The sequence below is a fragment of the Pseudomonas sp. NPDC089547 genome (assembly GCF_050280665.1).
GTDB lineage: Bacteria > Pseudomonadota > Gammaproteobacteria > Pseudomonadales > Pseudomonadaceae > Aquipseudomonas.
Genome location: NZ_JBNNVS010000004.1, coordinates 122,712 through 145,643, shown reverse-complemented (window position 1 = coordinate 145,643; position 22,932 = coordinate 122,712). Strand labels below are relative to the sequence as shown.

The 22,932-nt window shown below is 63.9% G+C and carries 21 protein-coding genes; 7 read left to right on the top strand and 14 right to left on the bottom strand.

Annotation, left to right across the window (positions count from 1 at the left end):
• Positions 1-14 precede the first annotated feature (14 nt).
• The 8 genes from ACQKPZ_RS04470 to ACQKPZ_RS04435 form a co-directional block, all read right to left on the bottom strand.
• Positions 15-1,700, bottom strand: coding sequence for a thiamine pyrophosphate-binding protein (locus tag ACQKPZ_RS04470; RefSeq protein ID WP_427535798.1), 1,686 nt, complete (start codon positions 1,698-1,700; stop codon positions 15-17).
• A gap of 24 nt (positions 1,701-1,724) precedes the next feature.
• Entirely contained in the window at positions 1,725-2,921 is a 1,197-nt protein-coding gene (locus ACQKPZ_RS04465) for an NAD(P)/FAD-dependent oxidoreductase (protein ID WP_427535797.1), read from the bottom strand.
• 158 nt (positions 2,922-3,079) lie between these two features.
• Positions 3,080-3,892: an NAD-dependent epimerase/dehydratase family protein gene (locus ACQKPZ_RS04460; RefSeq protein WP_427535796.1), complete on the bottom strand. Its 813-nt coding sequence runs from the start codon at positions 3,890-3,892 to the stop codon at positions 3,080-3,082.
• Between the two features lie 26 nt (positions 3,893-3,918).
• Positions 3,919-5,121, bottom strand: coding sequence for a pyridoxal phosphate-dependent aminotransferase (locus tag ACQKPZ_RS04455; RefSeq protein WP_427535795.1), 1,203 nt, complete (start codon positions 5,119-5,121; stop codon positions 3,919-3,921).
• A 3-nt stretch (positions 5,122-5,124) separates the two neighbouring features.
• Positions 5,125-6,789, bottom strand: a complete 1,665-nt coding sequence (locus ACQKPZ_RS04450) for a hydantoinase B/oxoprolinase family protein (protein WP_427535794.1) — start codon at positions 6,787-6,789, stop codon at positions 5,125-5,127.
• Between the two features lie 24 nt (positions 6,790-6,813).
• A complete protein-coding gene (locus ACQKPZ_RS04445; protein WP_427535792.1) occupies positions 6,814-8,889 on the bottom strand; it encodes a hydantoinase/oxoprolinase family protein in 2,076 nt (691 codons plus the stop codon).
• A 261-nt stretch (positions 8,890-9,150) separates the two neighbouring features.
• Complete coding sequence (locus ACQKPZ_RS04440; protein WP_427535790.1) at positions 9,151-9,903, bottom strand: SDR family oxidoreductase; 753 nt, start codon at positions 9,901-9,903, stop codon at positions 9,151-9,153.
• Positions 9,896-10,645, bottom strand: coding sequence for an SDR family NAD(P)-dependent oxidoreductase (locus ACQKPZ_RS04435; RefSeq protein ID WP_427535788.1), 750 nt, complete (start codon positions 10,643-10,645; stop codon positions 9,896-9,898). The genes ACQKPZ_RS04440 and ACQKPZ_RS04435 overlap by 8 nt, the downstream gene beginning before the upstream one ends.
• A gap of 84 nt (positions 10,646-10,729) precedes the next feature.
• Here ACQKPZ_RS04435 and ACQKPZ_RS04430 point away from each other — a divergent pair, with 84 nt between their 5' ends.
• The 4 genes from ACQKPZ_RS04430 (at position 10,730) to sfnR (ending at position 14,440) form a co-directional block, all read left to right on the top strand.
• The gene (locus ACQKPZ_RS04430) at positions 10,730-11,320 is read left to right on the top strand and encodes a TetR/AcrR family transcriptional regulator (protein ID WP_427535786.1); all 591 of its coding nucleotides are present in this window, start codon (positions 10,730-10,732) and stop codon (positions 11,318-11,320) included.
• A 252-nt stretch (positions 11,321-11,572) separates the two neighbouring features.
• Positions 11,573-12,133, top strand: coding sequence for an FMN reductase (msuE, locus tag ACQKPZ_RS04425; protein WP_016711107.1), 561 nt, complete (start codon positions 11,573-11,575; stop codon positions 12,131-12,133).
• 9 nt (positions 12,134-12,142) lie between these two features.
• Positions 12,143-13,330 (top strand): acyl-CoA dehydrogenase family protein, encoded by a 1,188-nt coding sequence (locus ACQKPZ_RS04420; RefSeq protein ID WP_427535785.1) that lies wholly within the window; start codon positions 12,143-12,145, stop codon positions 13,328-13,330.
• A gap of 9 nt (positions 13,331-13,339) precedes the next feature.
• A complete protein-coding gene (gene sfnR / locus ACQKPZ_RS04415; protein WP_427535783.1) occupies positions 13,340-14,440 on the top strand; it encodes a sigma54-dependent transcriptional activator SfnR in 1,101 nt (366 codons plus the stop codon).
• 111 nt (positions 14,441-14,551) lie between these two features.
• Here sfnR and ACQKPZ_RS04410 read toward each other — a convergent pair whose 3' ends face one another.
• The 6 genes from ACQKPZ_RS04410 to ACQKPZ_RS04385 form a co-directional block, all read right to left on the bottom strand.
• A complete protein-coding gene (locus ACQKPZ_RS04410) occupies positions 14,552-15,178 on the bottom strand; it encodes a glutathione S-transferase family protein (protein WP_427535781.1) in 627 nt (208 codons plus the stop codon).
• Positions 15,179-15,335: 157 nt separating this feature from the next.
• Positions 15,336-16,337 (bottom strand): 4-hydroxyproline epimerase, encoded by a 1,002-nt coding sequence (locus ACQKPZ_RS04405; protein WP_427535780.1) that lies wholly within the window; start codon positions 16,335-16,337, stop codon positions 15,336-15,338.
• Between the two features lie 37 nt (positions 16,338-16,374).
• Positions 16,375-17,199, bottom strand: coding sequence for a substrate-binding periplasmic protein (locus ACQKPZ_RS04400; RefSeq protein WP_427535779.1), 825 nt, complete (start codon positions 17,197-17,199; stop codon positions 16,375-16,377).
• 25 nt (positions 17,200-17,224) lie between these two features.
• On the bottom strand, positions 17,225-17,881 hold the full coding sequence (locus ACQKPZ_RS04395) for an amino acid ABC transporter permease (protein ID WP_427535777.1): 657 nt from the start codon (positions 17,879-17,881) through the stop codon (positions 17,225-17,227).
• Positions 17,878-18,510 (bottom strand): amino acid ABC transporter permease, encoded by a 633-nt coding sequence (locus ACQKPZ_RS04390; protein ID WP_427535775.1) that lies wholly within the window; start codon positions 18,508-18,510, stop codon positions 17,878-17,880. The genes ACQKPZ_RS04395 and ACQKPZ_RS04390 overlap by 4 nt, the downstream gene beginning before the upstream one ends.
• Before the next feature lie 8 nt (positions 18,511-18,518).
• Entirely contained in the window at positions 18,519-19,322 is an 804-nt protein-coding gene (locus tag ACQKPZ_RS04385; RefSeq protein ID WP_427535772.1) for an amino acid ABC transporter ATP-binding protein, read from the bottom strand.
• 225 nt (positions 19,323-19,547) lie between these two features.
• On the opposite strand from ACQKPZ_RS04385, the gene ACQKPZ_RS04380 reads away from it, so the two are divergent.
• The 3 genes from ACQKPZ_RS04380 to ACQKPZ_RS04370 all read left to right on the top strand — a co-directional run bounded on the left by ACQKPZ_RS04380 (position 19,548) and on the right by ACQKPZ_RS04370 (position 22,916).
• Positions 19,548-20,576, top strand: coding sequence for a GlxA family transcriptional regulator (locus ACQKPZ_RS04380; RefSeq protein ID WP_427535770.1), 1,029 nt, complete (start codon positions 19,548-19,550; stop codon positions 20,574-20,576).
• A gap of 225 nt (positions 20,577-20,801) precedes the next feature.
• On the top strand, positions 20,802-22,121 hold the full coding sequence (locus tag ACQKPZ_RS04375; RefSeq protein WP_427535768.1) for an NAD(P)/FAD-dependent oxidoreductase: 1,320 nt from the start codon (positions 20,802-20,804) through the stop codon (positions 22,119-22,121).
• A gap of 12 nt (positions 22,122-22,133) precedes the next feature.
• Positions 22,134-22,916 (top strand): NAD(P)-binding domain-containing protein, encoded by a 783-nt coding sequence (locus tag ACQKPZ_RS04370; protein WP_427535767.1) that lies wholly within the window; start codon positions 22,134-22,136, stop codon positions 22,914-22,916.
• Positions 22,917-22,932 lie beyond the last annotated feature (16 nt).

Below are 22,932 nucleotides of genomic sequence, written 5' to 3'. Positions count from 1 at the left end.
CACCTGAGGTGAAATCAGCGCTTGGCCTGCAGGGCCTTGTCGCGGATCTGGCTGAGGGTCATGCGTGGGGTCAGGGCCTCGGGGTCAACCTGGATTTCGATCAGCGCCGGCTTGCCGGACGTCTGGCAGCGTTCGAAGGCGGCGACGAAATCTTCGGTACGGGTCACCGTTTCACCATGCAACCCGTAGGCCCGCGCCAGGGCAGCGAAGTCCGGGTTGTGCAGTTCGGTACCCGAAACACGGCCTGGGTAGGTCTTCTCCTGGTGCATACGGATGGTGCCGTACATACCGTTGTTGACCACGATGGTGATGACCCGCGCATCGTAGTGCGCGGCAGTAGCCAATTCCTGGCCATTCATCAGGAAGCAACCATCACCCGCAAAGGCCAGTACGGTTCGCTGCGGGTAGGTGAGCTTGGCTGCCACTGCCGCCGGCACGCCATACCCCATCGAGCCGTTGGTAGGCCCAAGCAGCGTGCGGAACACGCGGTGCTGGTAGCCACGGTGTACCCAACCGGTGTAGTTGCCCGCACCGCAGGTGAGGATACTGTCGGCCGGCAGGTTGCTGTTCAGCCAGGCGATCACTTCGCTCATCTGCACACCACCCGGCGAGCGCGGGGTGTCGAAGTTGCCGCGGTAGCCGCTGTTCAGGCTGGCAGTCCAGTCCTCGAAAGCCTGCGGGCGCACCGGGCCGAGGATGTTGGCCTGGCGCAGGAAGCTACCAGGGCCTGCGTTGATGCCCAGGGTCGGCTGATAGACCCGGCCGATTTCTTCGGCACTGGCATGCACATGCACCAGCGCCTGCTTCGGCGTCGGGATGTCGACCAGGGCGTAACCACCGGTGGTCATCTCGCCAAGGCGTGCACCAACCACGATCAGCAGGTCGGACTGCTTCACTGCCTCCACCAGTACCGGGCCAGCCGCCAGGCCCAGGTCGCCGGCGTAGTGCGGGTCGGTGTTGTCGAACAGGTCCTGGCAGCGGAACGAGGCGGCCAGCGGCAGGTTCTGGGTGTGCACGAACGCCTTCAGGTCGGCCACGGCCTCGGCCGTCCAGCCGCCACCACCGGCAACCACCAGCGGCCGCTCGGCCTTGGCCAGCAATTGCTGCAGCTCGCCCAGGGCTTCGGGCGCCGGGGCCGCCTCGACGCGCTTGGCCGGGCGGGCATCAGGTACCTGCACCAGGTCGGTCAGCATGTCTTCAGGCAGCGCCACCACCACCGGGCCCGGGCGGCCACTGATGGCACGCTGGAAGGCCTGGTTGACCAGCTCTGGAATGCGCGCGGCATCGTCGATCTGCACCACCCATTTGGCCATCTGGCCGAACATGCGGCGGTAGTCCACCTCCTGGAAGGCTTCGCGCTCGATCTGGTCGCGGGCCACCTGGCCGATGAACAGGATCATCGGCGTGGAGTCCTGGAACGCCGTGTGCACGCCCACCGAGGCGTTGGTCGCACCCGGGCCGCGGGTGACCATGCAGATACCCGGCTTGCCGGTCAGCTTGCCGTAGGCCTCGGCCATGTAGGCTGCACCACCTTCCTGGCGGCAGACGATCAGGTCGATCTCATCCTGCACGTCGTGCAGCGCATCGAGCACCGCCAGGTAGCTTTCGCCCGGCACGCAGAAGGCACGCTCTACACCGTTGACCCGCAAAGCATCGACCAGGACCTGCCCGCCGCTGCGTACCGCTGTGTTGTTGCTCATTGTTATTCTCCTTCAGGCGCGCGGTCAGATGACCGAGTCTTCCAGGAACGGCTTGTTGTCGATGACTCGCTGATAGGACAGCGCACCCAGGTCCAGCGAACGGTAGCCACCGTAGGTGATCAGCTCGGACAGGCCACGGCCGATGGCCGGCGCCTGCTGCAGGCCATGGCCACTGAAGCCGTTGCAGAACAGGAAGTTGCCGACTTCGTTGTGCGGGCCGACGATGGCGTTGTGGTCCAGCACGCAGAAGTCGTAATGCCCGGCCCAGAAGTTGACCACCTTGATGCCTTCGAACGCCGGTACGCGCTCGGCCAGGATCGGCCAGACTTCTTCGTCGAACTCGTCGTGCATCACGTCGAAGTCCTCGAAGTCCACTTCCGGGTCATGCTTGGGATAGGTGCCACCCAGGTAGAACTTGCCCTCAGGGCGGAAGAACACGCCGGTCGGGTCGATGGTCAGCGGCACGGTGCCTTCCAGCGGGGTACGGCAGTCGAACACGAACAGCGAACGGCGGCGCGGCTCGACCGGGATATCCAGGCCAGCCATGCGCGCGACCTTGGTGCCACGGGTGCCGGCGCAGTTCACCAGCATGCCGCAGCCGATGCGTTCGCCACTGGCCAGTTGCACGCCAGTGATGCGGTCGCCTTCACGCTGGATGGCGACCACTTCGTTTTCGATGTACTCGACGCCCATCGAACGCGCCTTGCGGCGGAAGCCGTTGAGCATGCCGAGGCTGTCGAACCAGCCTTCGCCGGTCTGGCCGTAGCTGGCGCCAGCCAACGTGTCGATGTTCACCCAAGGGAACTTGCGCTTGAGCTGCTCGGGGTCCAGCAGGTGCACATCGGCGCCATGCGACACCTGGGTGTCGTGCAGGCGGCGCAGCACTTCGTAACCCTTGTTGTCGCCCAGGAACAGGTAGCCGTTCTCGTGGAAGGCCAGGTCCGGGCGGTCACCTTCCACTTCCATGAGGTCGGGGAAGTTGCGCACGAATTCGGCGCCGAACTTCGAGATTTCGATGTTGATCGGGTTGGAGAACTGCTGGCGGATCGAGCTGCTTGAAAGCGCGGTGGCCGACTTGTTGTAGGTCCAGTCGCGCTCGATGACCAACAGCGAGCCTTTGAAGTCCGGGTTGTTGGCCAGGAAGTAGGCGGTGGCGCTGCCATTGACGGCGCCGCCGACGATCACCACATCGTAGTTCTGTTGTTTTGCGGTGGAAGCCATGGAGTTAGCTCTCTTCTGATGTTGCGCTGATCACAAAATGCAGATCTGCCTGCACCGGCCTCATCGCCGGCAAGCCAGCTCCCACAGGTATTGCACACAGCTCAGGCTCCGCGCCGTACCTGTGGGAGCTGGCTTGCCGGCGATAGGGCCGGTACAGGTCATTTCGGGTCTTCGAAGTGGCCGGCGCCGGCGAAGTTGCCGCCGTGGTAGCGGGCCGCCGGCTCATTCGGGTCAAGCGGCGGATGTTCGGCCAGCACTTTCTCGCGGTAGTCGTCGGCACTGTCCTTGGGCACATAGCCAATCGACGAAGCCAGGCGGTTGTCCCACAGGCTTTCGCGGTTATCGGACATGCCATACACCACCATGTGGCCGACGCGAGGCGCCAGCAACGAGCGTTCGGTAAGCTGGGCGAAGTCGTCGAACGACAGCCAGGTGGCGAGCATGCGGCGGTCCAGCGGCTCGGGGAACGACGAACCGATGCGCAGGTTCACCGACTCGATGGCGAACTTGTCCCAGTAGTAACGGCCCAGGTCCTCGGCAAAGCACTTGCTGACGCCGTACAGGCTGTCTGGCCGATGCGCAGCGGTGGCATCGATGGTTTCGGTGCGGTCGTAAAAGCCGATGGCGTGGTTGGAGCTGGTGTACACCACCCGCTTCACACCGTTGCGGCGGGCCGCTTCGTAGATGTTGTAGGTGCCGACGATGTTGCCGTTGAGGATCTTCTCGAAGGTGTCTTCAACCGGCACGCCACCGGCATGCACGATGGCATCCACGCCTTCGGTCAGCGGCAGTACGTCGGCGAAGTTGCCCAGGTCGCAACGGATCAATTCTTCGTGCGGCGCAGCGTGGCCCAGGTCGGCGATGTCGGTCAGGCGCAGTTCGTCGGCGAACTGCGCCAGGTGCTTGCGCAGCACGCTGCCCAGGCGCCCGGCGGCGCCGGTGATCAGCAGGCGTTTGAATGGCTTGCTCATGGTCTACCTCTATTCAATTCGTTTGATCAGACCAGCGCTGCGAAGGCTTCGCGCAGCTGGCCCAGTGCCTGTTCCAGTTCCTGACGCGAAGTGGCGAAGGACAGGCGCACGTAAGGCTCCACACCGAACGCCGAACCTGGCACGGTGGCTACCTTGCCCACCCGCAACAGGTAGGCCGACAGCTCGGTGTCATTGCTGATCACCTGCCCGTCTGGCGTGCGCTTGCCAATGAAGGCACTGACCTCAGGGAAGGCGTAGAACGCACCCTGCGGCATCTGCAGCTTCAGGCCCGGGATCTGCGCCAGGCCGTCCACCACCAGCGCGCCACGCGCCTGGTACTCACGATTGGCATCGCGCACGAAGTCCTGCGGGCCGTTCAGTGCCGCCACCGCCGCCAACTGCGAGATGCTCGACGGGCAAGTGGTGGTCTGCGACTGGGTCTTGTTCATGGCCACGATCAGGTCTTTAGGCCCTGCTGCGTAACCCAGGCGGTAGCCGGTCATGGCGTAGGCCTTGGACACCCCGTTGATCAGCAGCGTGCGCTCGCGCAATTGCGGGCACGCCGTGACGAACGACACGAACGGCTGGTCGCCAAGCACGATGTGCTCGTAGATCTCGTCCGAGATCACCAGCACGTTGGGGTGGCGCTCCAGCACCTTGCCCAGCGCTGCAAACTCTTCACGGGTGAAGATCGCCCCGCTCGGGTTGTTCGGCGAGTTCAGCATCACCCAGCGCGTACGCGGGGTGATGGCGGCCTCCAGTTGCTCCGGGGCAACCTTGAAACCCTGCTCGGCACCGCACGGGATAACCACCGGCACACCGCCGTTGAGCATCGCCATGTCGGTGTACGACACCCAGTACGGCGCCGGGGTGACGACCTCATCACCTTCTTCCAGGGTGGCCAGGAAGGCGTTGAACAACAGTTGCTTGGCGCCGTTGCCTACGCAGATTTCGTCCAAGCCATAGGCCAGGTCGTTTTCCCGGGCGAACTTGTCGACGATCGCCTGGCGCAGGCTCTCCATGCCGTTGGGCGCGGTGTAGTGGTTGTTGCCCGCCAGCATGGCCTGGTACGCAGCCTCGATCACGTGGGCCGGAACGTTGTAGTCCGGCTCGCCCAGCGCCAGGTTGATGACTGGCTCACCCTTGGCCAGCATTTGCTTGGCCAGCACCGACACGGCCATGCTCGGCGAGCTTTTTACCGCTTTGACGCGGCTGCTTTGCACGTCCATCGCTCAACGCTCCTTGGCGGCTTCGAAGCCGTAGTCGGCACGCGCCTGCTCGGCGCTGATGTAGCCGTAGCGCAGGTCGCGCTCGACCAACTGGCGGTCACGCTGACGCGGGTCGCCGTAACCACCGCCACCCGGCAGGCGCAGCACCAGGCGGCGCTCCGCCGGCACGAACTGCTGGCCCTTGCCGCGCAGCACGCTGCCGTCGTCCAGGCCGACAAAGCCTTCGGCACCCTGCTGGCCGCCTTCCAGGCCACGGGCCGGGTACTGGATACGGTCGAACATCGCGCTGAAGCGGAAGCTGTAGCCTTCGCTGGCCGACACTTCGATTTCCTGGCCCAAGCCACCGCGCAGCTGGCCGGCACCACCGGAACCTTCACGCAGCTCCTTGCGCCAGACCACCACGGGGCCGGCGTGCTCGGTCGCTTCCACCGGCATGGTGTGCACACCGCTCGGGAACGCAGTGGCGCTCAGGCCGTCCATCGCCGAACGCGCACCCATGCCGCCGCTGTTGAACATCAGCATTTCGGCGTTGCGGCCATTGGGGTTGCTTTCCAGCGGGCGCACGCTCAGGTGCAGGTTCCACAGGGCGCTGGCGCCCTCGGCTGGCACCTTGCCTGGCAGGCACTTGTGCAGCGCACCGAGCACCAGGTCAGGCACGAAGTGACCGAGCACATGGCGCACAGACACCGGTGCCGGGTGCTTGGCATTGAGGATGCAGCCTTCGGGTGCAGTCACCTCGAACGGTGCCAAGGATGCAGTGTTGTTCGGAATCTCTGGCGCAACGATGCACTTGAGGCCGTAGCAGGCATAGGCCTTGGCGTAACCCAGTGGCACGTTGATGCCGAACTGGCTCATGCCCGACGTACCGGTGAAGTCGCTCTGGATACCATCCGGGCCAACGGTGATGGTCACCGCCAAGGTAACCGGCACGTCATAGCCGTCGAGGGTCATGCTGTTGCTGTAGGTGCCGTGCGGCAGCGACTTGAAGCATTCCAGGGTGGCACGGCGGCTGTGTTCGAGGATGAACCCGCCGATGTGCTCCAGGTCGTCCAGCTGGAACTCTTCAAGCATGTCCAGCAGGCGCTTGTGGCCGGTTTCGTTACAGGCCGACAGGGCATAGAAGTCACCCACTACCCGGTCATTCTCACGCACGTTGTTGCGCAGGATGTTGATCAGGTCGCGGTTGACGTTGCCACGCTCGAACAGCTTCATGATCGGGATGAACAGGCCTTCTTCGTAGACCTCACGGGCATCCGGGCCAAAGCCCCGGCCGCCGATGTCGACCACGTGGGCGGTACTGGCGAAGTAGCCGATCAGCTTGCCCTTGTAGAAAGACGGCGAAACGATGGTGATGTCGTGCAAGTGGCCGGTACCCTTCCACGGGTCGTTGGTCACGTACACGTCACCTTCGAAGATGTTGTCTTCGCCGATGTCCTTGATGAAGTGCACCACCGCCTCGGCCATGGTGTTGACGTGGCCCGGGGTGCCGGTGACCGCTTGGGCCAGCATGTTGCCGGCGCGGTCGAAGACGCCGGCCGACAGGTCGCCGGCCTCGCGCACGCTGGTGGAGAAGGCAGTGCGGATCAGGGTCAGGGCCTGTTCTTCGACCACCGAGACCAGGCGGTTCCACATCACCTGCATTTGAATGTCGATCAACGTATCGCTCATGTTCAGCTCTTCCGAATTCAGGCGTTAGCGGCGCACAACCAGCAGGCAGCCGTCTGGCTGGACCGTGGCGGTGAAGTTGGAGGTGACGAAGGTCGAGGTTTCGCGCTCGACGATGATCGCCGGGCCGTCGACACGGGCACCGACCTGCAGCTCTTCGCGCGGATGGATACCGGCGTCGACGAAACCGCCGGCAGCCACGTCGAACACCTGGCGGCGGGCAACTTCCTGCGAGCGGTACACAGCGCCGACAGTTTCGATGTGCTCCACGGGCGGCAGCGGCGAACTGGCGCGCACCGACCAGCTGACGATCTCGATGTCCGGGCCTTCGATCGGGCGGCCAAAGAAGCGGGTGTAGGCCTCTTCGAACAATGCCTTGAACTGCACGGTATCGGCAGCGGTGAAGGCCTTGAACGGCAGCGCCACGGGGATTTCCCAACCCTGGCCGACATAACGCATGAATGCGGTGCAGTCCATTTCTGGCTCACCTTCAGGCATGCCCTGGCGCAGGAAGCCCAGCGACTCTGCTTTCATCTCTTCGATCAGCGCGTTCACCGCCGCGGCATCGAACTCCGACAGGCGCACAAAGGCGCTGCGCACGGCTTCGTAACCAAACGGTGCACGCAGGAAGCCGATGGCCGAACCCACACCGGCACCGGCCGGAACGATGAACCGCGAAACCCCCATCTTTTCGCACAGCCGTGCAGCATGCAGCGGGCCACCACCCCCGAAGGTGATCATGGTGTAGTCGGCGATGTCCTTGCCGCTTTCCACTGCGTGCACGCGGCCGGCATTGGCCATGTTCTCGTCGACCACTTCGCATACGCCGAAGGCGGCGGTATCCGCTTGCATGCCTAGCGGCTGGCCAATGACCCGGGCCATGGCGCTGGCACCATTTTCCGTGGACAGGCGCAGCGCACCACCGGCGAAATTGTCGGCATCGAGGCGGCCGAGCAGCAGGTTGGCGTCGGTGATGGTCGGCTCCAGGCCGCCACGGCCGTAGCACGCAGGGCCTGGCTCGGAGGCGGCACTGTGCGGGCCGACACGAATCTGGCGCATGCTGTCGATGCTGGCAATCGAACCGCCACCGGCGCCGATTTCGACCATTTCCACCACCGGGATGGAAATCGGCATGCCGCTGCCCTTCTTGAAGCGGTAGGTACGGGCCACTTCGAAGGTTTTCGCGGTTTTCGGCACCTGGTCTTCGATCAGGCAGATTTTTGCCGTGGTGCCGCCCATGTCGAACGACAGCACGTTTTCCAGCTGGTAACGGCGGGCGATGTCGGCGGCGAAGATCGCGCCACCGGCCGGGCCGGACTCAACCAGGCGCACCGGGAACTCGGCAGCGCTCTGCACCGAGATGATGCCGCCGCCGGAGTGGATCATGAACACCGGGCAATCGGCGCCTTCTTGCTTCAAGGTCACCACCAGGCGGTCCAGATAGGACTTGATCAGCGGCTTGACGTAGGCGTTGGCGCATACGGTGTTGAAGCGCTCGAACTCGCGCATCTGCGGCGAGACTTCGCTGGAAATCGAGATCGACAGGTTTGGCAGGCGTGCCTGCAGGGCATCACGCAACTGGCGCTCATGGGCACCGTTGACGTAGCTGTGAATGAAGCCGATGGCGACGCTCTCGTAGTTACCTTCGGCGATGCGCTCGACCAGGGCATCGATCTCGGCCTGCGCAGGGGCGATCAGTACACGGCCTTTGACGTCCAGGCGCTCACGCAGGGTGAAGCGGTTTTCTCGGTCGATCAGCGGCGGAGGCAGGACGATATTGATGTCGTACTGCTCGAAACGGTTCTCGGTGCGCATTTCGAGGGTGTCACGGAAACCCTCGGTAGTAATGAAGGCGGTGCGTGCGCCACGGCGCTCGATCAGGGCGTTGGTGGCCAGGGTGGTGCCGTGGATCAACTGATCGATGTCGGAAAGCGCCAGGCCGGCCTGCTCTACCACCTGGCGTACGCCGGTGAGGATGGCCCGCTCAGGCAGCTCGTAGTCGGTCAGGATTTTGGTGGAGTGCAGCACGCCGTCCACGTCCAGCGCGATATCGGTGAAAGTGCCGCCTATGTCCACGCCGACCCGGCATGATGTCGCAGTCATCGTCATATCCCCTGCAATGCTTTGTAGTTGTTTCGACCTACGGAAACGGTCTTCATGTAAGTTATATGTTGTCTTACATGTGGTCAAGCACTGATTCTGTGAAAATCTGAAGTGGTCACAACCTGTGTAGGAGCGGCCTTGTGTCGCGAAAGGGCCGCACAGCGGCCCCCGGCTACCTACAGTACGGCAAAGATTGCCGGGGCTGCTGTGCAGCCCGTTCGCGACACAAGGCCGCTCCTACAAATACGGCGTCAGCCTGGATTAGCCAGTCTTGACCATCCGCCCGCCACCTACCGCCTGCGCCGTGGGGAACACTTCCAGTCGCGACACATCCACCTGCCGCGGCATCTTCAAGGCCGCCAGCAACAGCTCGGCAATATCCTCGGGCTGGATGGACTCATAGCCGTCATACAGTTCGCTACCCGCCGCCTGCATGCCCATCGCACTCTTGTAGAGCTGGGTCTGCACCCGACCAGGGGCAATTTCGGTTACCCGCACGCCGCTGCCCAGCAGGTCACAGCGCAATGCATCACAGAACAGGCTCACACCAGCCTTGGAAGCCCCATACACCGCAGCCCCAGGGTGCGGCGCGCGGCCGGCACTGGAGCCGATGAAAAACAAGTGCCCCCTGCCCCGCCCGACCATGCCCGGCAATACTTGCCGCGCCAGGTGCAGCGGCGCCTTGAGGTTGATGTCGAGCATGTTGTCGATCTCGGCCTCGTCGATGTCCTGGAACGCAGCACGGGTCGAAAGGATGCCCGCGTTGTTGACCAGCACATCAATCGTCTGCCCTTCCAGCGCGGCGCTCAACGACCGGTAGTCACGCACATCCGTCTGCAAGGTGGTCACGCCCGGCTCACTGGCAAGCTCGGCCAGGGCTTCGGGGCTGCGCCCCACGGCAACCACCTGCAGGCCGGCATTGCGCAGCGCCAGCACGATGGCCTTGCCGATACCGCTGGTAGCCCCGGTCACCAGCGCGCGCTGGTAGCCCTCGGGGAATGCGACTTCAGGCATAGATGTAACCCCCGCTGACAATCACGTTTTCACCCGTGGCGTAGCTGTTGCGGCTGCTGCCCATCATCACGATCCACTCGGCAATTTCCGCAGGCTCTGCCGCGCGGCCCAGTGGGTTGGCCGCTGCCAGCTCGCCCAGGAAGCCAAGCTGCTTGGCGCGCTCGGTGGCGAAACCGGCCGGTGCCACCGAGTTGACCAGGATCTGGTCCTTGGCGCAGGCCTGGGCGAAGGATTTGGTCAGGCTGACCACCGCCGCCTTGGTCGCTGCATAGTGGGCGTTTTGCGGGTGGGCCTTGAATGCATCCACCGACGTGACGTTCACGATACGCCCGGTTACCGCAGGGGCGGCCACGTACTGCTGCATGTGGCGCACCGCAGCAACCATCATGTGGTAAGTGCCCTTGATGTTGACGGCGTTTTCCAGGTCCCACTCTTCGTCGCTGATCTCGAAGATGTCCTGGCGCGGGTAGATGGCCGCGCTGTTGACCAGGCAATGCACCCGGCCCAGGCCTTCGACGATCTGGGCGAAGGCTGCGTGAGCGGTATCCCTGCGGGCAATGTCACCCACCGCGATCGCCACCTCGACGCCCTGCCCGCGCAGTTCTTCTGCCGCTTGTACCAACAATTGCTCGTTACGGTCGATCAGGCCGATCTTGCCGGCGCCACGCTTCACCATCAGCCGGGCTGTTTCCAGGCCCAGGCCCGAGGCACCACCTACGATCACCACCGTTTGATTATCCACAAAACACCTCCGCGATTGAGTCTTTACGTAAGATGCCTGTTGTCTTACATTTGGTCAAATATCAATTCGCCGACAGGTGCTTCCATGCCCGCCTCCAGCCTTTCGCCCGTACCCACCCCGCATGCCCGGGACCGCTTGCTGGATGCGGCCAGTGCGTTGTTTGCCAGCCATGGCTACCAGGCTATCGGGTTGCGCGACCTGGCCAACCACCTGGGCCTGCGCGCCGGCTCGCTGTATCACCACATCGAGAGCAAACAGGGGCTGCTGTTCGAGCTGATCGAGTCGAGCCTGACCGACCTGCTGTATGAAACCCGACAATGCCTCAAAGGCGCCCGAGCCACCAGTGAACGCCTACCCTGTTTTGTGCAGGCCTTTGTGACTTATAGCCAGGCCAACCCGGACAAACTGGTGTTGCTGACACGCGAGGCCATGAACCTGAACGAAGACCAACTGTTGCAGGTTGAACAGTTGAAAGCGGAATACAGCGGCTTGCTCAGCGACATCGTCGCCGCCGAGTGCGGCCTGACGGCACCGCGTGCACGTTCGATTGCCCACGCGGTGCTGGGCTTGCTGTGCGGCCAGGCCCAATGGGGAACAGTCATGACTGCCAGGGAGCAACTGGTGACCTTCGTACAGGGCATTGTCGGCACCGGCAAAACGGTTGCACATCAATAAAATGGAATAACAATATGAATTCTTATTCTTTTTTACATGGGAATAAATCCTCTATAACTCTCCCCACTGCACAGCCGCCAACACCTGGCCAACTGTTTGCAGCGCAACACCCAATCAACACAAAACGCCCAACCGGCAACAGCAGCGAATCTTCGCCAAATTGCCAACCTGTTGATTTATAAGAACATTAAAACCCGGCACGACGATTGCTCAAGCAAAGTCCCCCGCTCACCCGAACCGGAGACCTTGCCCATGAGCACCCCACTGAACGTCGTAGCCCTGTCTGGCGGCACCTCCCGCCCATCGCGCACCCTGGCCCTGACCGAAGCGATCCTCGCCGAACTGGCCGAGCACCTGCACATCAAGCCGCACCTGATCGAACTGGGCGACATCGCCCGCCCACTGGGTAGCGCCCTGTGGCGCAGCGAACTGCCCGACACCGTCGAACAGCAACTGCGCCTGGTGGAAAAGGCCGACCTGCTGGTGGTCACCACCCCCGTATACCGCGGCAGCTTTACCGGCCACTTCAAGCACCTGTTCGACCTGATCGGCCAGGACGCGCTGGTCGACACCCCGGTATTGCTCGCCGCCACCGGTGGCAGCGAACGCCATGCACTGGTCCTCGACCACCAACTGCGCCCGCTGTTCAGCTTCCTGCAAGCCCTGACCCTGCCCATCGGCGTGTTCGCCAGCCAGGCAGAGTTGGCCGACTACCGCGTGTCCAGCGATGCGCTCGCTGCCCGTATCCGCCTGGCCGCAGAACGTGCCGTGCCACTGTTCGGCGCCCACCACGCGCTGCGTAAAAGCGCCTGAGGAGCGGCCATGAATGCACCTGTGAATACCCCCCTGCGCCCGGCCCTGGCCATTGCCCGTGAACTGGCCGGGCAGTTTGCCCACACCGCCGTCGAGCGCGATGAACGCGGCGGCACGCCGAAAGCCGAGCGTGATGCCCTGCGTGACAGCGGTCTGCTGTCGCTGGTGATCCCGCAGGCCTTCGGCGGCCAGGGCGCCAACTGGCACGACACCTTCGCAGTGGTGCGCGAATTCGCCCGGGTCGACAGTTCCATTGCCCATGTCTTCGGCTTCCACCACCTGATGCTGGCCACCGTGCGCCTGTTCTCGCGCCCGGACCAGTGGCAACCGTGGTTCGAACAGACCGCCCGCAAACAGTGGTTCTGGGGCAATGCCCTGAACCCGCTGGACACCCGCACCGTGGTCAAGCACTTTGACGGCTGGTGCGAGTTTTCGGGCAAGAAAAGCTTCTGCTCCGGCGCCAGCGACTCGGAAATGCTCATCGCCTCGGCGGTGGACGAACGTGCCGGCGGCAAGCTGCTGATTGCCGCCATCCCCAGTGGCCGCACCGGCATCAGCCTGCACCGCGACTGGAACAACATCGGCCAACGCCAGACCGACAGTGGCAGCGCCACCTTCGAACGGGTACGGGTAGAGCACAATGAACTGCTGCTCGACCCGGGCCCTCTGAGCACACCGTTTGCCGCGCTGCGCCCGCTGATTGCCCAGTTGCACTTCGCCAACCTGTTCCTCGGCATTGCCGAGGGTGCCTTCGACGAAGCCCGCCAGTACACGCTGAAGGAAAGCCGGCCGTGGTTCCGCTCCAGCGCCGCCAGCAGTGCCGAAGACCCTTACGTGCTGCGCCATTACGGCGAATTCTGGGTCGGCCTGGAAAGCGTGCGCCTGCTGATCGAACGTGCCGCGCGTCAGCTGGATGCCGCCTGGGCCAAGGAACACGCCCTCACCGCCGAGGAACGTGGCGACCTGGCCCTGGCCATCGGCACCGCCAAGGTCGCCGCCAGCCGCCACGGCCTGGACATCTGCAACCGCCTGTTCGAGGTCACCGGCGCTCGCGCCACCCATGCCTCGCTGCGCTTCGACCGCCATTGGCGCAACCTGCGCACGCAAACCCTGCACGACCCGGTGGACTACCGCATCCACGAACTTGGCGAGTGGGCCCTCAACGACAAGCGCCCTGCCCCATCCTTCTATTCCTGAGGATTGCCCATGCAACTGCTGACCCTCCCCCCGTCACCGACACTGGCTACCTCGATCAGGGCGACCGCACAGGTCTTCGAAGACCCCAGGTCGCAGGCGCTGCTCGCCCACTTGCAACAGGTCGCCCCCAGCGAGGCCAGCGTCCTGATCATTGGCGAAACCGGCACGGGCAAGGAGCTGGTCGCACGCCACATCCACAACCTCAGCGGCCGGCGCAACGGCCCGTTCGTGGCGGTCAACTGCGGGGCGTTTTCCGAGTCGTTGGTAGAAGCCGAGCTGTTCGGCCATGAAAAAGGCGCCTTCACCGGCGCCCTGGCGGCCAAGGCCGGCTGGTTCGAGGAGGCCAACGGCGGCACGCTGTTCCTCGACGAAATCGGCGACCTGCCCCTGCCGATCCAGGTCAAGCTGCTGCGCGTGCTGCAAGAGCGCGAAGTGGTGCGGCTGGGCTCGCGCAAGAGCATCCCGATCAACGTGCGGGTACTGGCGGCAACCAACGTACAGCTGGAAAAGGCCATCAACGCCGGGCATTTCCGTGAAGACCTGTACTACCGGCTGAACGTGGTGACGTTGCAGTTGCACCCGCTGCGTGACCGCCCGGGCGATATCCTGCCGCTGGCCCGGCACTTCATCCGCAGCTACAGCGACCGGCTGGGCTATGGGCCGGTGGAGCTGAGCCCCAAGGCCCAGGCCAAACTGGTGGAGTACAGCTGGCCGGGCAATATCCGCGAACTGGAGAACGTGATTCACCACAGCTTGCTCACCTGCGGCGACGGCACGGTGCAGGCGCAGGACCTGCGCTTGTCCAACCTGCGCATCGAGCGACCAGAGGAAGAACCGGCGGGCAATGGTGTGGACGACTTGTTGCAGCGGGCGTTCAGCCGGCTGTACGAGGAGCAGCCGGGCGACCTGTACGAGAAGGTGGAAAATGCCCTGCTGCGCTCGGCCTACCGGTTCTGCCACTACAACCAGGTGCATACCGCGCAGTTGCTGGGGTTGTCGCGCAACATCACACGCACGCGGCTGATTGCCATTGGCGAGCTGGTGGTGAACAAGCGGCGCGGGCAGGAACAGCAGGTACTGGATAACCGGGTGGTGCGGTTGTCGATCTGAGCCTTGCAGTGCCTGCACTGGCCTATTCGCGGCTAAAACCGCTCCCACAGGGTCAGTGCTTACTTCAAGGCACGCGCAGTACCTGTGGGAGCGGCTTTAGCCGCGAATGGGTCAGGATGCCGTGCGCGGCATCAGGTCATAAGGATGCTTCCACCCGGGCAGCGCCTTTATCCGCGCCTTCCATGCCTCGATATGGATGAACTCCGCCAACGCAATACCGGTGTCCTCCGGCATGAACACATACCCCGCCAACGACAGGTCGGCGATGGTCAAACGGCCACCGACCATGAACGGCGTCTTCGCCAGGTGAGCATCGACAATGCGGTAGGCCGCCGTGGCACGCTCACGCAAAAACCGGGTCACGTCCGTTTCGCCGGTGTTCTTCAAGCAGAACAGGAAGCGCAGCGCAGCGTAATAGCTGGTGAACTTGTGGTTGTCGAACAGCATCCAGCGCCAGATTTCGCGCTTTTCATCATCATCACGCGGGCCGAACTGGCCGGTCTGTTCGGCAAGGTATTCCAGGATCAACGCAGACTGGGTGAAGGTTTTGCCCGCATGCTCCAGCACCGGCACCTCGCCCTGCTCGTTCACCTCGTCACGCCAGGTTTGCTCACGGGTCTGGCCATGGAAAAAGTCGACGAATACCGGCTGCCAGTCCTGGCCGGTGAGCTCAAGCATGAGCGCGGCCTTGTAGGCGTTGCCGGATTCGGCGAAGCAATGCAGCGTGTAGTCGGACATGGGCGAACCTTCATTTTCCTTTGAATGATCGTGTCGGGCCATTCGCAGGCCAACCCGCGCCTACAGGCGACGCTAAACCTGTGGGAGCGGGCTTGCCCGCGAAGAGGCCGTAGAGCCGAGCAAATCACGCCCGGCCCGACGCGGTCAATCCATGCCCTCAGGCAATCTGGAACCCATGCGCCAACGGGTCACGGTCATCGACGATAATCGTGTTATACCCGATCACCCGCGCCCACCCCGCCACGCTCGGCCGCACCGCCGGGTAGTCCCCCACGCGCGTCAGTTCCTCGGCCCGGCAATTGAACGTGGTGCCGGTGATGCTTTCGTGCACAAACGTCTCGCCCACCTGCAACCGCCCACGCGCCACCAACTGTGCTACCCGTGCCGACGAACCGGTACCACACGGCGAGCGGTCGATAGCCTTGTCGCCGTAGAACACGGCATTGCGCGCCGATGCCCCCGGGGCCTTGGGCTTGTCGCACCACATCACATGCTTCACCCCGCGGATGCGTTCATCCTCCGGGTGCACCGGGTGCAGCACCTTCTGCGCGGCCTCACGCACCAGGTGGCTCATGCGCACCAGGTCGTCAGCCTTGAGGCCGTCCAGGCCTGGGTAGTTCTCTTGCGGTTCGACAATGATGTAGTAGTTGCCGCCGTAGGACAGGTCCACGGTCAACGTACCGATCTGCGGCACTTCCAGCACGATGTCGCGCGCATGCAGGTAGCTGTTGACGTTGAACAGCCGCACCTCTTCGACAAAGGCACCGTTGCGCTTGTATTCGATATCCACGCGGCCAGCCGGCGTCTCCAGCGCCAGCCGCCCCTCCTCACGTGGCACCACCAGCCCTTCCTCGATGGCCACGGTCACCGTGCCCACGGTGCCGGCACCGCACATCGGCAAGCAGCCGCTGACTTCGATGAACAGTACGCCCACGTCGCAGTCGTCACGGGTCGAGGGGTAGAGGATGGAGCCGGACATGGCGTCATGCCCACGCGGTTCGAACATCAGGGCATGCCGCACCCAGTCGTGCTTTTCCAGGAACAACATGCGTTTCTCGGCCATCGGCACATTGGGCAGCAGTGGGCCACCACCCGCGACGACACGTACCGGGTTGGCACAAGCATGGGAATCGATGCAGAAGAATACGTTGCGAGCCATGGGTCATTCGTCCTTCTTGGTGTTGTGTCGGAATGGGTTACTTGATCAACCGCGGTTCGCCGGTATCGGCGCCGCTGGCGGCCAGGCCATTGGCCTCAAGGATCTGCGCGATACGGCCTTCGGCATGCAGCTGCTTGATTTCCTTGTCCAGAGCGGCGCCCAGGTCGGTCTTGTTCATGTGGTACAGCAAGGCGATCTGCGCCGGCTCCACCGACACCGGCACGCGGCTGTCCGGCTTGGCGATCTCGATCTGGATGCCCTGGTACGCGCCTTTGCCCTGGGCATATTTGCCAGTGCCGTAACTGTCCACGGCCACGTCCAGGCGCCCGGCGGCAAGGTCCTGGGCCAGGCCTACCGGGTTGGGGTACAGCACCACCGGGTTATCCAGGCTGGCCTGGATCTGCCCGGCGTACAGGAAGCCCGACACCGCGCCCACCCGCTTGCCGTTCAGCTGGCTGACTTCGCTGAAGCCTTCGCGGGAATAGAACGCCATCTGGTCGACATACAATGGCCAGGTCATGCCCAGCACCTTGGCGCGCTCGGCAGTGCGGAACCAGTCACCGATCCCCAGGTCGACCTTTTGGCTGAGCACGTTCTGGATCACGGCCGACGGGTCGACGATCACCGGGACCAGGGTCAGGCAGTTGCGCTTGGCGATCTCGCGCACCACCTCGGTATCCACGCCGCCAATATCGTTAGGGCCGGCCACCGTGGTAAACGGCGGGTAGTTGTACACCGCCACGGTCAGGCTGCCGGGCTTGATGGTCTTGAAGTGTTCGCTGGGGGTGCAGCTTTCAGCGGCCATGGCCTGTCCTGCCAACACGCAGGCAGCGGCGAGCAGTGCGAGTTTGAAAGTACGCATGGTGATGTCACTCCGTAGGGTGTTGTCAGAGGTGGCGGCCGAGGCGCCGCTCCAGGTAGCCGACCACCACCGTGGCCGGTATGCAGATGACCGCGAACAGCAACGCGACAAGGATGAAAACGGGCATGTACTGGAACGTGTTGGAGCCGATCAGCTGCGCCTTGCTCATCAGCTCCGGCAGGGCCACCACGAAGGCCAGCGACGAAGCCTGCAACATGAGGATGGCGAAGCCGAGCAACGCCGGGATCGAGATGGGCAGGCCCTGTGGCAGGATGATCAGGCGCAGTGTGTCCAGGGCACTGAAGCGCAAGGCCTGTGCCGCCTCACGCTGCCCTTGTGGTACCGCTTCCATGCCAGCCCGCAGAATCTCGCTGGTATAGGCTGCCGTGCACCAGGTAAACGCCAGGGTCACCGAGGCGAACGCACTGAGGGTAAGGCCGGTGCCGGGCAGGCCGAAGTACACGAACTGCAACAGCACCAGCACCGAGGCGCCGCGCCCGATTTCGATCACCGCCAGCAGTGGCGCCCGTAATACCAGGTAGCGTGAACGCAGGCCCAGCGCCAGCAACAGCCCCAGGGGAATGCCCAGCAGCAGCGACGCACCGGTTACCTGTAACGACAGCCTGAACCCGTCCAGCAGCGAAGGCAGCGTCTGTTGCCAGAAAGCCAAGGTTTCGTTCATCGGGCTACCCTCAGGCGCATGCGTTGGTCGGCCCAGCGGCTGGCCCAGGCCACCGGGATGCTCAGGGCGATGTAGAGGCAGCCGGCGAAGGCAAAGGTGGCCAGGCCCTGGAACGTCACCTGCGACACATGGGTGGCCTGGAAGGCAATCTCCGGTACACCGATGGTCGAGGCGATGGCCGTGTCTTTCAGCAACCCGATGGCATAACTGGCAATCGATGGCAGCGACACCCGCAGCAACTGCGGCGCGATCACATCCCAGAGTCGCCAGCGGGCAGGCATGCTCAAGGCCTGGGCTGCCTCCCACTGCCCCTTGTGCACCGCCGCCAGCGCGCCACGAAAGATTTCGGCCATGTTGGCTGCGGTAATCAGCCCCAGGCCGATGGCAGCCGCCTGGAACGGGCTGACCTGCATGAGGCCGGTGCCGATACCGAAGAAGATCAGGAACAGCCAGACAATCGGCGGCACTGCCCGCAACAGCAGGATCAACGTAGCGGCCAACCCGTCCAGCAGGCGAATACCCGAGACCCGCATGGCACACAGCAGGGCCCCCAGCAAAACACCCACGAGCAGCGCGGTGAGGGTGAGCAGCACGGTCCACTGGATACCACCGAGGATGGTGTAGAGCATTGCGCCGCTCATCGGTTCATCACCGCGCTGAGGAAGCGTTGCGCCCGTTCGCTTTTTGGCCTGCGCATCACTTCGGCACTTTTGCCCTCTTCGATCACCCGGCCGTCGGCCATGATCAGCACCCGGTCCGACACGCTTTCGGCAAAGTGCATTTCATGGGTCACCACAATCATGGTCATGCCCTGGGTGGCCAGCTCCTGCATCACATTGAGCACTTCCAGGCCCAGCTCCGGGTCCAGCGCCGAGGTCGGTTCATCGAACAACATCAGGCTCGGTTCCAAGGCCAGCGCGCGGGCAATGGCGATGCGTTGCTGCTGGCCGCCCGAGCAGCGCGAAGGGTACTGGTCGGCCTTGTTCAGCAGGCCGACCCGGTCAAGCAACTGCCGCGACACTTCGTCTGCCTGCTTGCGGTCGCGCTTGAGCACACGCTCCTGGGCGATGCTGACATTGCGCAGCACCGACAGGTGCGGGAACAGGTTGAATGACTGAAACACCATGCCGACCGGCTGGCGCAGCGCGAGCACCTGGCGCTTGGACAGCGGCTGGCTGGCATCGATGGTGGTGTCGCCGACACGCAGGATACCGCGGGTGGGTGGGTCGAGCAGGTTCATGCAGCGCAGCAAGGTACTTTTGCCCGAGCCGCTGGGGCCGATGATGGCGATGACTTCGCCTTTGTTGACGCTCAGGTTGATGTCGTTGAGGACGGTGGTGTCGCCATAGTCCTTGCCCAGGCCCTGCACATCGACCAGTACGTGCTGGCGCAGGTGCTCGGGGTGAATGCCGGAGGTAACGCTTTTCAATACGGTTTGCATCGTGCTGTACACCCTTTATGTTTTTGAAGGCAGGTGTTAGTGATCGCAACGCGTTGTTTTTATTGAGTTAAGCGGTGTTGTATGGCTCCGTTTGGTTGTTTTCCGTGGGTTCAATCTAGTAGCAAGCAACGTTTCGCGATTGTAGGATTACGTCAATCTGCGGTACGGAAATACAAATGTCGTAAACAGGGTGTTTTCTGCTTTTTTCCAGGACCAAACCCGACCATGCGTGCCGACTATTCCTTCCTCGAACCCCTCAAGCCACCGCCAGGCGCCGTTACCCCGGTGCGCTTCGGCATCGTCGCCACGCCCGACTTCACCCTTATTTCCCTGGCCTGCTTCGTCGACTGCCTGCGCCTGGCCGCTGACGAGCGCGACTTCAGCCGGCAGATCTACTGCGCGTGGGAGCTGCTGTCCCACGACGACGCGCCGATCTTGTCCAGCTGTGGCTTTCCGGTCCTGCCCACCCGCCACTACGACGACCCCAGCGAATACGACTACATCGTCGTGCACAGCGGCCTGTTGCAGAGCAAGCTGCCCTACCCCGAGGCGCTCTACGCCTTCGTGCGGCGTGCGGTTGCGGCCAACGTCCCGGTCATCGGCCTGTGCACCGGCACCTTCGTGCTCGCCGAACTCGGCCTGCTCGATGGCCGCCGTTGTGCGGTGCAGTTCTCGATGGCTGCCGCCATGCGCCAGGTACACCCCAAGGTGATTCCGGTGGCCGACGTGCCGGTGGTCGCCGACGGGCAGTTCATCACCTGCCCCGGCGGCCTGGCCTCGATCAACCTCGCCATGCACCTGGTGGCCGAGCACTGCGGCAAGTCACGTGCGGACAAGACCCTGCACTACGTGCTGTCCGAGCGCGGCTTCGATGAAATGCAGGCCCTGCGCGAGGGCCCGGAAAGCGGATTGCGCTGCCTGGACGCGCGGGTAGTCAACGCGGTCGGGCTGATGCGCCAGCGGCTGATCGAGACCTGCACCATTGCCGCATTGGCCGACGAGGTGGGCACCAGTGAGCGTGAACTGACCCGCCTGTTCAAGAAACACCTGCGGGCCACCCCGGCCAGCTACTGGCGACGCATGCGGCTGAAGGCCGCCCACTGGATGGTGCTGAACAGCAGCCGCTCGCTGACGCAGATCGCCTATGAATGCGGGTTTACCGACAGCTCGCACATGATCCACTGGTTCAAGCGCGAGTTCGATGTGACACCGGCACGGTTGCGTGAGGTGCATGTCCAGATTGGCTTGTTGTGACTCGCCTGCACCGGCCTCTTCGCGGGTGAACCCGCTCCCACAAGTACTGCGCATGTCTTGTGGTAAGCACTGCTCCTGTGGGAGCGGGTTTACCCGCGAAGAGGCCAGTACAGGCAAAGCCGAACTACCGGCCGCAGCCAGAACATCCCATTCCCCGTCCCTCCCGTCATAGCCCCCGCGCAACCCCCAATGCCATAGTGGAGAAAACAACACGGATAAAAGCCCATGTACAGAAACACCTCTACCCCCGCGGACGACAACGGGTGCGGCTGGTTCCACCTCAGCCCTGCGCGCCAGCCACGCGCCGCGCACCGGGGGCGGAGCGAGGCGCGCTGGGTGGTGCTCGGCGCGGGCTTTACCGGCCTGGCGGCTGCGCGGCAACTGGCCCTGCACCACCCGCACGACGAGGTCATTCTGGTCGACGCCCAGGAAGTCGGTTTCGGCGCCTCGGGGCGCAACTCCGGTTTTGCCATCGACCTGCCTCACGATATTGGTGCCGCCGACTACATCGGCGACCTGCCCACGGCGCGCATGAACCTCAAGCTCAACCTGCGCGCGCAGGCGACCCTTCGCGGGCTTATCAACCAGCACGGTATCGACTGCCAGATCCGCCCGGACGGCAAGTACCAGGCCGCCGTCGAAGACAAGGGCCTGGCCGTGCTCGAAGCCTACCGCAGCGGCCTGGAAAAACTCGGCCAGCCCTACCAGATGATCGACGCCCGCGACCTGCCCGAGCACTTCGGCACCGCCTTCTACCGCAAGGCGCTGTACACCCCCGGCACCCAGCTGCTGCAACCGGCGGCCCTGGCCAAGGGCCTGGCCGAGAGCCTGCCGGCCAATGTGACCCTGCACGAGCGCACCACCATCACCCACATCGAGCAGGGCCGGCGCATCACCCTCAAGCACGCCAACGGTGAAATCGTCGCCGACCAGCTGCTGCTGACCAACAACGCCTTCGCCTCATACTTCGGCTTCCTGCCTGGCCGCCTGCTGCCGATTTTCACCTACGCCAGCATGACCCGCCCGCTGACTGAGGACGAACAGGCCCGCCTGGGCGGCAAGGCCAGCTGGGGCATCATCCCGGCCGACCCGTTTGGCAGCACCCTGCGGCGCACCCCGGACCAGCGCCTGCTGGTGCGCAACAGCTTCAGCTTCAATGCCGACGGCCGCGCCAACCCCCGCCATATCGCCCGCGCCGGGCGCCAGCACCGCGATTCTTTCGAGCGGCGTTTCCCGATGTTGTCGGGCATGCCGTTCGAATACACCTGGGGGGGGTCTATGTGCCTGTCGCGCAACCACCTGTCGCACTTCGGCACCCTCGCGCCCAACGTACACGCGGCGTTGTGCTGCAACGGCCTGGGCATCACCCGTGGCACGGCGACCGGCACCCTGCTGGCTGACTGGCTGAGCGGCGAACGCGACGAGCTGATCGACTTTTTGCTCGGCAGCGCAGGCCCTAACCGCAACCCGCCGGAACCGCTGTTAAGCGTGGGCGTCAACCTGAACCTGCACTGGGGCCAGCGCCGCGCCGGCCTGGAAAGCTGACGAGGAGGCAACATGCATAGCCTGGGTATTCTCGGGGTGGGCGAACTCACCGAAAAAGTGGTCATCGGCCTGCGTCGCAGCGGTTTTGACGGCCCCATCCTGCTTTCACCGCGCAATGCGCAACGGGCCGCCCTGCTGGCCCGCGATCACGCTTGCCAGGTGCTGGCCAGCAACCAGGCGGTAGTCGACCAGGCAGAACTGCTGGTACTCGGCGTACGCCCGCACTCGCTGGCGGACCTTGCGGATGAGGTACGGCTGCGCCCCGGCCAACGCCTGGTTTCACTGGCTGCCGGGGTCGGCCTTGCGCAACTGGCTAGCGCCTTCCCCGACGCCCTCTGTGTACGGGCGATGCTGTCGTATGCGGCACAGTACAACCAGTCCACGGTGGTGGTGTGCCCACCCGATGCGCTCACCACGCAGTACTTGGGGCCATTGGGCAAACTGGTGGTGCTGCAGGGCGAGGCGGAATTCGAGCTGGCCACCGTGGCAGCCTGCATGAATGGCTGGTTCTACTTCCTGCTGCACGACTTGCAACAGTGGCTGATGGACAAAGGCCTGCCCGCCGCAGAGGCGCGTGCGCTGGTGCTGGGTAACTTGCAAGACTGCGTGGCCAGCGCGGGCCAACAGCCTGAGTACACGCTCAAGGCTCTGGGCCAGGCCATTGCCACGCCGGGCACTTTTACCGCAGACGGGCTGGAAGTACTGATGCATCAGCCGGTCAGTGCCACCTGGGGGGCAGCGTGCGAGGTGGTACTGGACGGATTGTTGACGCGCTCCGGGCTGACCGAGCGATAAGCACCCCAAGGCCGAC